Here is a 6,932-nt window from a genome sequence, read left to right as displayed (position 1 = left end):
AACTCCTGGCGTACCTGCCGTCTTGCCTCCAGATTGTCTTGCCGTGGTCTGCGCCACCGCTTCCCGTCCCGTCCGTTCCGCGTTCCCGCTTCCCTTCCGCTTCGGTGAGGCGGTATTTACGGAGAGGACCCGGAACCCGCAAGAGCAAAAAACACGTTCGTCGTAAAAATTTTGCAGAAATCGGAAAGAGCCGCAAAATCTGGTGGTTGGCGCAAGAAACCCCACAACGGACGCGGCATTGCGGCAACTTTCTTGCGCTTGCAGCAATGCCAGGACCGCTCAGGCTGGGATGCGCTGCCTCATCCCGGGCTTGGGAAGCAGACGCAGGGCCAGAAGCCCCAGCGTAAGGCCCATGTAGACCAGAACTTCGGTCGTCCAGACCTTGGACAGCAGGGCCAGATGCACCGTTCCGGCCAGAATCGCCACGTAGGCAAGCTTGTGCAGCCGATTCCATGCCGCCGCCCCCAGCCGACGGATCGCCCCGTTCCACGAGGTCGCCGCCAGGGGAATCATCACCAGGAAGCCCGCCATGCCCAGAATCACGAAGGGCCGCTTCGTCAGGTCGGCCAGCATCTCGTCCCAGCGCAGGCCCATGTCCAGCAACACCCAGGCCATCAGATGCAGCGTGACATAGATAAAGGCGAGCAGACCCAGCGCCCGGCGAAACCGCAGAAGGTTCAGACCGAACCGCCGGAGCGGTGTTATCGCCAACGAAGCCAGCAGGAACTGCAGACCGCGCTCGCCCAAGCCCCGTTCGATCGCCTTCACGGGGTCAGGGCCAAGCCCGCCGAAGATCGCGCCCCAGATCAGGAAGCCCAGCGGCACCAGGCCAAGGACATAGACGAACCAGGTCGGGATCCGGCGCGCCTGCGCGTTCAGCCAGTCCATCAGAAATCGACCGCCAGATCCTGTCCGGCATACAAGGGCGCCACTTCCGCTTCATAGCCGTTGAACATCAGCGTGTCCTGCCGCCCGCCGAACAGGCCAGTCCCGATGCGGCGCTCCGAGGCCTGGCTCCAGCGCGGGTGATCCACGGTCGGGTTGACGTTGGAATAGAAGCCGTACTCGGAGGGCTGGAGCATGTTCCAGGTCGTCGGCGGCATCTTGTCTGTCAGGGAGATCCGCACGATCGACTTGATCGACTTGAAGCCATACTTCCACGGCACCACCAACCGGATCGGCGCGCCGTTCTGTTTCGGCATCGGCTCGCCATAAAGACCTGTCGCCAGGATCGTCAGCGGATGCATCGCCTCGTCCAGGCGAAGACCCTCACGATAGGGCCACTCTATGAAGGGCGACGCCACGCCCGGCATCTCTTCCGGCCGCACCAGGGTTTCAAAGGCCACAAACTTCGCGCTTGGCTGCACGCCCACGCGGTCCAGCAGGCCCGACAGCTGGAAGCCGATCCACGGGACGACCATCGACCAGGCCTCGACGCAGCGGAACCGGTAGATCCGCTCCTCCAGCGGCTGATCCTTCATCACGTCGGCCAGATCATAGGTGCCCGGCTTGTCGACCAGCCCGTCGATGGTGATCGACCAGGGGTCCACCGTCAGCCCGCCGGCATATTCGGCCGGGTCGCCCTTGCCGGTGCCGAACTCGTAGAAGTTGTTGTAGGAGGTTATGTCCTCCAAGCTGTTCGGCTCTTCGTCGGTCGAGTAGGCGCTTTTCGCGGCTTCTATCCTTGCAAGCGCGGGCGTGGCCAGAAGGGCGGCACCCCCGGCCATCAACTGGCGGCGGTTCAACCACATGTTCTTGGGCGTGACGTCAGACCAGTTGAGGCGCATGGGAAAGCTCCGGTTCAGGTTTCGCCAAACATGCGCCAATCGGCATGAAAGGCAAAACAAACCGCGTCACGTGTCCGCCAGAGCGGTGAAACATCGGCCGGATCGCTCACGCTGGCTGAACTCTGCTCACGCTGGTTTGACTGGAAATCGAAACGGGGCGCGGCTTAGGGCGACGAAAGCCAAGGTCAACCGGCGCTCACAAGAAAGTCGGTATGATCCAATGTCGCATCCCGTGCCTATCAGTCTCGCCAATGACGGCATACCGATCAAACGGAGTGACCCTATGATCCGCAGAACTTTCCTGGCTCTGACCGCCGCCACCGCCTTTGCGATGCCTGCCTTCGCGCAGGACATGGACATCGTCGACACCGCTGTCGCGAACGGTTCGTTCAACACCCTCGCCGCCGCGCTGACCGCTGCAGGCCTTGTCGAGACGCTGAAGGGCGAAGGCCCGTTCACCGTTTTCGCACCGACTGACGCTGCCTTCGCCGCTCTGCCCGCCGGCACCGTCGAGGACCTGCTGAAGCCCGAGAACAAGGACAAGCTGACCGCGATCCTGACCTACCACGTCGTTGCGGGCAAAGTGATGTCCACCGACCTGACCGAAGGCATGAAGGCCGCCACCGTGAACGGCGCCGAAGTGACCATCACCCTGGAAGGCGGCGCCAAAGTGAACGGCGCCGTGATTTCGGCCGCGGACGTCGCGGCCTCGAACGGTGTGATCCACGTGATCGACTCCGTCATCCTGCCGCCGGAAGGCTGATCAATCGAAAGGGGGGGCGCTTCGGCGCCCCCTTCCTTTTCAACCAACAGGGGACAACCACATGAACCGCCGCACTCTCTTTCGTCTGGCCGGAGCCGTATCGGTCGCCAGCCTGATCGCCGCTTGCGTACCTGCCGAGACCGAGCCCGATATCGTCGATATCGCCTCGTCGAATGAAGATTTCTCCACCCTAGTCGCCGCCGTAAGCGCCGCGGGCCTGGTCGAGACCCTGAAGGGCGATGGCCCCTTCACCGTTTTCGCCCCGACCAACGCAGCCTTCGCCGCCCTGCCGCCGGGAACGGTCGAGAACCTGCTGAAGCCGGAAAACAAGGACCAGCTGATCAAGGTCCTGACCTATCACGTCGTGCCGGGCGCCGTGACGTCGGACCAGCTGGCCGGCAAGCGGATGGACGTCGCCACCGTGCAGGGCCAGACCGTCCATATCGACGGACGCAGCGGAGTGAAGGTGAACAAGTCGCGGGTGACCACGGCGGATATCATCGCCTCGAACGGGGTCATCCACGTGATCGACAAGGTGCTGCTGCCGAAGTGAACGGTCCACGCTGGGCAGGGGGTTACGGTTCCGACGGAATCAACCCGACGCCTGTGGACTTTGCCGAAGGCTCACCATACTGACGACCAAGATCAGGAAACGGGCTCCTTCGGGGGCCCTTTTTCACGTCCAGTCCTTCGCCCACGCGCGCGCGGGTGGCGAACCCCGCCCAGTAGACGCAGCACCTGCGCTGGCCCTGACAACCGCGCGCAGCAGCGGTCCCCGGTTTCTGAGTGGAACGAAATCCGTGGTCGCGGGTTTTCGTCGTGAAGCACAGCCGGGGAGCACGCTCATGGGTATCATCTGGACCATCGTCATCGGCTTTCTGGCCGGGATCATCGCAAAGTTCATCATGCCGGGTGACCGGCACGAGCCTGCGGGCTTCGTGATGACCACCATTCTGGGCATCGTGGGCGCCTTCGTGGCGAATTTCCTGGGTCAGGCGCTTGGCTGGTACGGACCCGAGGACGGCGCCGGCCTGATCGGCGCGGTCATCGGCGCGATCATCGTCCTGATGATCTACGGCTACATGCGCCGCCGCGCCTGACCGCCTCAATAACAGAAAGGATATCATGATGGCCAAAGGCAGCCCGTCTCTTGTCGCCCTTCTTGGACTGCTCGCAGTCGCCGGTTACCAGAACCGCGACAAGCTGGGAGAGTTGATGAACAATCGCGGCGCCACCGATCCGTCCCGACCGGAAGGCTACGGCCTTGCCGGAGGCGAAGGTGGCTTGCTCGACGGCTTCCGCCAGATGCTGGGCGGCGCCGGCGGCGGCAATCCCATGGGGGGGTTGTCCGAGCTCTTCGAGCGGTTTGCCAACCCGGTGCAGCGCGCCAAGGTCGACAGCTGGGTGCAGCGCGGCCCGAACGCTCCACTGGCACCGTCCGAGCTGGAAGAAGCGCTGGACGAGGACACCATCGCCGAACTGGTCGCCAAGACCGGCCTCAACCGGGAAGAGCTTCTGTCGCGGCTAAGCACCTCGCTTCCCGAAGCGGTGGACCAGGTGACGCCGGACGGTGAATTCCCGCCGATCAGCGCGCGCGAGCCGCGGTCGATCTGACAGGCGAACGGGCGCACCAACGCCCCCATTCCATATGTAGGCGCAGGCGTAGGGTGGGCGATATCGCCCACCCTATGATCATCAGTGCACCACAGCCGACTGCGGACGCTCGCGGCGGCTTTGCACCACGCGGTCGCCGATGATCAGCCCCTCCGGCCCCGCAGTCACCCGGATCACGCTGCCGTCGAGGATTTCCCCGGCCAGCAGCATTTCCGACAGCGGGTCCTGCAACTGGCGCTGGATCACCCGCTTCAGGGGCCGCGCGCCAAAGACCGGATCATAGCCCTCGTCCGCGAGCCAGGCTTTCGCCTCGGCGTCCAGTTCCAGCGCGATCTTGCGCGCGGCAAGGCGGGCTTCCAGCCGGTGCAGCTGGATTTCCACGATCCCCGACATATCCGCCCGGTTCAGCCGGTCGAAGATGATCTGCTCGTCCAGACGGTTCAAGAACTCCGGCCTGAAGTGCTGCCGGACCGCCTCCATCACCTCGGCCTTGGCACTACTGCCATCCACCCCTTCGGGCAGTTCGGACAAGGCCCGCGCCCCAAGGTTCGAGGTCAGGATGATCAGCGTCTGCTTGAAGTCCACCGTCCGGCCCTGGCCATCGGTCAACCGACCGTCGTCCAGCACCTGCAGCAGCACGTTGAACACGTCCGGATGCGCTTTCTCGACCTCGTCGAAGAGAACGACCTGATACGGACGGCGCCGCACGGCTTCGGTCAGCACCCCGCCCTCGTCATACCCGACATAGCCGGGTGGCGCGCCGATCAGTCGGGCGACGGAGTGTTTCTCCATGAACTCCGACATGTCGATGCGGACCATCGCGCTGTCGTCGTCAAAGAGATACGCCGCCAGCGTCTTGGTCAGTTCGGTCTTGCCGACGCCGGTGGGTCCCAGGAACAGGAAGGACCCCAGCGGCCGGTTCTCGTCCGACAGCCCGGCCCGCGACCGCCGCACGGCGCGCGATACGGCTTCCACCGCCGCCCGCTGGCCAACGACGCGCTTTCCAAGCTCCTCTTCCATCTTGAGGAGCTTTTCCTTCTCGCCTTCCAGCATCTTGGTCGTCGGAATCCCGGTCCAACGCTCCACCACCTCGGCGATCTGCTCGGGACGGACGGCCTCGGCGACCAGAGCCTGACCTTCCTTGGCTTCCGCCTCGGCCAGGTCCTTCTCCAGCTGCGGGATCCGACCGTATTGCAGCTCGCCTGCCTTGGCGAAGTTGCCCTCGCGCTTGGCGCCCTCCAGTTCAGCCCGTGCCGTATCCAGCTGTTCCTTCAGCGTCCGCGCCACTTCCAGGCTGGCCCGTTCGTTCTGCCACTTCGCCGTCAGCTCTGACGACTTCTGCTGCAGGTCGGCCAGTTCCTTCTCCAGCTTCTCCAGCCGGTCCTTCGACGCCGCGTCGTCTTCCTTCTTCAAGGCCTCCGCCTCGATCTGGAACTGCAGAACCTGGCGGTCCAGCGCGTCCAGCTCTTCGGGCTTGGAATCCACCTCCATCCGCAACCTACTGGCGGCTTCGTCCATCAGGTCGATGGCCTTGTCCGGCAGGAAACGGTCGGTGATGTAGCGGTGCGACAGCGTTGCCGCCGCGACCAGCGCCGCGTCGGTGATCCGCACCCCGTGGTGAAGCTCGTACTTCTCCTTGATCCCGCGCAGGATGCTGATGCTGTCCTCGACCGTAGGCTCGCTGACAAAAACCGGCTGGAAACGACGGGCCAAGGCCGCGTCCTTTTCCACGTGCTTGCGGTATTCATCCAGCGTGGTCGCTCCGATGCAGTGCAACTCGCCCCGCGCCAGCGCCGGCTTGATCAGGTTCGCCGCATCCATCGCGCCTTCGGATTTGCCCGCGCCGACCAGGGTATGCATCTCGTCGATGAACAGGATGACTTCACCCGCCGCCGTCTCGATCTCCTTCAGGATGGCCTTCAACCGCTCCTCGAACTCGCCGCGATACTTCGCGCCCGCGATCAAGGAGCCCATGTCCAGCGCCATCAGCCGCTTGTTGCGCAGGGATTCCGGCACGTCGCCGTTGACGATGCGCAGGGCAAGACCCTCGGCAATCGCCGTCTTGCCGACGCCGGGTTCGCCGATCAGAACCGGGTTGTTCTTCGTCCGGCGCGACAGCACCTGCATCGCGCGGCGGATCTCCTCGTCCCGGCCGATGATCGGGTCGATCTTGCCATCCCGCGCCGCCTGGGTCAGGTCGCGCGCATACTTGTTCAGCGCCTCCATCGTGTCTTCCGACGAGGCACTGTCCGCCGTCCGCCCCTTGCGGACCTCGTTGATCGCCGTGTTCAGCCCCTGGGCCGTCACTGCCCCTGCCGTCAGCGCATCCTTGGCGCGCGTGTTCACCAGCGCCAGCGCGGTCAACAGCCGTTCCACTGGGACAAACGAGTCCCCGGCCTTCTTCGCGACGCTCTCCGCCTCGTCCAGCACCCGCACCAATTGCGGATCGACATAGGTCTGCGCATCGCCGCCCGTGACCTTGGGCAGCTTGGCAATCGCGGCATTCACCGCCGCGTTGACCTGTTCCGGCGAGCCCCCCGCCTTGCGGATCAGGTTCGCGGCCAAGCCCTGGTCGTCATCCATGAGTGCCTTCAGCAAGTGGTCGGGCAGCACGCGCTGGTGGCTTTCCCGCATCGCGATGGTCTGGGCGGCCTGAAGGAAACCGCGCGACCGCTCCGTGAATTTCTCCAAATTCATCGGCATTCTCCTTGTGTGAAGCGCCCTGCCTGCGGTGCCCGGTCATCCAGCACACCCCGTGAAGGCCTTGC

Annotated in this window: 7 protein-coding genes; 4 read left to right on the top strand and 3 right to left on the bottom strand. The window is 64.3% G+C overall.

Annotation, left to right across the window (positions count from 1 at the left end):
- Positions 1–279: 279 nt before the first annotated feature.
- Both msrQ and msrP read right to left on the bottom strand, forming a co-directional pair.
- Positions 280–888, bottom strand: coding sequence for a protein-methionine-sulfoxide reductase heme-binding subunit MsrQ (gene msrQ / locus Q0C42_RS16820; protein ID WP_295078512.1), 609 nt, complete (start codon positions 886–888; stop codon positions 280–282).
- Positions 888–1,787 carry a protein-methionine-sulfoxide reductase catalytic subunit MsrP gene (gene msrP, locus Q0C42_RS16815; RefSeq protein ID WP_295078509.1) on the bottom strand — a complete coding sequence of 300 codons (900 nt, stop codon included), beginning with the start codon at positions 1,785–1,787 and terminating at the stop codon, positions 888–890. The genes msrQ and msrP overlap by 1 nt, the downstream gene beginning before the upstream one ends.
- Positions 1,788–2,070: 283 nt before the next feature.
- Between msrP and Q0C42_RS16810 the strand changes: the two genes are divergently transcribed.
- The 4 genes from Q0C42_RS16810 to Q0C42_RS16795 all read left to right on the top strand — a co-directional run bounded on the left by Q0C42_RS16810 (position 2,071) and on the right by Q0C42_RS16795 (position 4,164).
- Positions 2,071–2,550, top strand: coding sequence for a fasciclin domain-containing protein (locus tag Q0C42_RS16810; protein WP_295078506.1), 480 nt, complete (start codon positions 2,071–2,073; stop codon positions 2,548–2,550).
- A 61-nt stretch (positions 2,551–2,611) separates the two neighbouring features.
- The gene (locus tag Q0C42_RS16805; protein ID WP_295078503.1) at positions 2,612–3,103 is read left to right on the top strand and encodes a fasciclin domain-containing protein; all 492 of its coding nucleotides are present in this window, start codon (positions 2,612–2,614) and stop codon (positions 3,101–3,103) included.
- 292 nt (positions 3,104–3,395) lie between these two features.
- Complete coding sequence (locus Q0C42_RS16800) at positions 3,396–3,650, top strand: GlsB/YeaQ/YmgE family stress response membrane protein (RefSeq protein WP_295078501.1); 255 nt, start codon at positions 3,396–3,398, stop codon at positions 3,648–3,650.
- A gap of 28 nt (positions 3,651–3,678) precedes the next feature.
- Positions 3,679–4,164 carry a YidB family protein gene (locus Q0C42_RS16795; protein ID WP_295078499.1) on the top strand — a complete coding sequence of 162 codons (486 nt, stop codon included), beginning with the start codon at positions 3,679–3,681 and terminating at the stop codon, positions 4,162–4,164.
- An 81-nt stretch (positions 4,165–4,245) separates the two neighbouring features.
- Here Q0C42_RS16795 and clpB read toward each other — a convergent pair whose 3' ends face one another.
- Positions 4,246–6,861, bottom strand: coding sequence for an ATP-dependent chaperone ClpB (gene clpB, locus Q0C42_RS16790; protein ID WP_295078496.1), 2,616 nt, complete (start codon positions 6,859–6,861; stop codon positions 4,246–4,248).
- Between the last annotated feature and the right edge of the window lie 71 nt (positions 6,862–6,932).

Source organism: Tabrizicola sp. (genome assembly GCF_022842145.1).
Lineage (GTDB): Bacteria > Pseudomonadota > Alphaproteobacteria > Rhodobacterales > Rhodobacteraceae > Tabrizicola.
The sequence above is the reverse complement of the archived record's forward strand: the minus strand, read 5'-3'. Positions and strand labels throughout refer to the sequence as shown.